Raw genomic sequence first — 1,327 nt, forward strand, 5'->3', positions numbered from 1 at the left:
TTTATTGGTTTATACACTCACTAATCATCTATCTGAACTCGGCTGGTGAATATGATAAAGGGAATGCGTAAGAGGATCTGTTAATAAAGTACTTATCACCGGCGATACAGATGGCATTTGGCTCGAGGCCGTCAAGCTGTTTATTCAAAAGCAAGAGCTTGGTATTGAGCTGCTGATTCATGGTCGAAGTCCAGAGAAGCTAGAAGCTGCGAGCAATCTTCTTCTATCTCTTAACCCTCATACGAACGTATCGGTCTATAAGGCCGATTTGTCGAGTGTGTCGGCGACTAAGGATTTTGCTCAAGCTGTATTAAACAGCCATAGCTATCTTGATGTGCTCATTAACAATGCCGGTATATTAAAAACATTAGATACGCGAACGGAGGATGATTTTGATGTGCGTTTTGCTGTGAATACCTCTGCCCCTTTTGTTTTAACGCACTGCTTGCTTCCAATCATCCAAAACAATGGCCGCATTGTTAATTTGTCCTCAGCGGCACAGTCCCCTATCGATGAATCTCTCCTGTGTGGTCGCTCACGGACTAGTAATGCCATGCAAGCTTAGGTGCAGAGCAAGCTTGCTATCACGATGTGGTCTCGTGCTCTCGCTGATCAATTAGGTCAGAGTGGGCCTACTGTTATTGCGTTAAACCCCGGGTCGTTATTAGCAAGCAAAATGGTCTAGCCAGGTTTTGGGATTGCAGGGAATGACATGAGTATTGGGGCAGAAATCATTGTTCGCTCAGTGCTTGATGAAACTTTTGCCGTAAAAAGTGGTCAGTATTTCGATAATGATATTGGTGATTTCGGTCCACCGCATGTTGATGCACAAGACAAAGACGCGTGTGTAAAGCTGTATCAGTTATTAAAAGACATGCTGATTGATTAGCGGCATCGATTTTGCCAAATGTGTCTTAAATATTGTTTGGTGCTGATTGGAATACTAGACCTGGCTTATTAGTGTTGGTAAGTTGCTCCAATGAGAAAGATTGTGGTTGTTTTGTCAGTGTTGTTTTTGGTGTTTGCCAATGTGGTGAGCGCAGCTACATCATGCTGCTTTGAAGAGGCTGACAATCAATCTATCGCTATGCATGACATGGATATGTCGCAACCATCCATGTCAGAAGACTGCCATGAAGAACAGTTTTCATCACCATCCGATAGTGACTCTTCTGCGGGATTAGATCATTCTCACGGAGGAAATGACTGCCAATGTGAAACCTGTCCTCAAACGAATAACTCTATAGAGCTTATTTCATTCGAACTTAACCTTCAGGCTCAGCCTAATACTGTTGATAGCATCAGCAGTCCTTTCCAGCGCATTAGC

At 43.4% G+C, this 1,327-nt stretch carries 3 protein-coding genes; all 3 read left to right on the forward strand.

The window, feature by feature from the left end; translation table 11 throughout:
- The first annotated feature begins 94 nt into the window (after positions 1–94).
- Positions 95–565, forward strand: coding sequence for an SDR family NAD(P)-dependent oxidoreductase (locus A3738_RS31530; protein WP_197472162.1), 471 nt, complete (start codon positions 95–97; stop codon positions 563–565).
- Positions 566–712: 147 nt separating this feature from the next.
- Positions 713–889, forward strand: coding sequence for a hypothetical protein (locus A3738_RS31535; RefSeq protein ID WP_156502747.1), 177 nt, complete (start codon positions 713–715; stop codon positions 887–889).
- Positions 890–979: 90 nt separating this feature from the next.
- The coding region (locus tag A3738_RS25440) for a hypothetical protein (protein WP_156504494.1) at positions 980–1,327 on the forward strand (348 nt) is incomplete at its 3' end.

It is taken from the genome of Oleiphilus sp. HI0066 (assembly GCF_001635725.1).

Excerpts from the sequence above, each read along its gene's own strand:
- A3738_RS31535 (WP_156502747.1), top strand. The coding sequence starts at position 713 with ATGAGTATTGGGGCAGAAATCATTGTTCGCTCAGTGCTTGATGAAACT.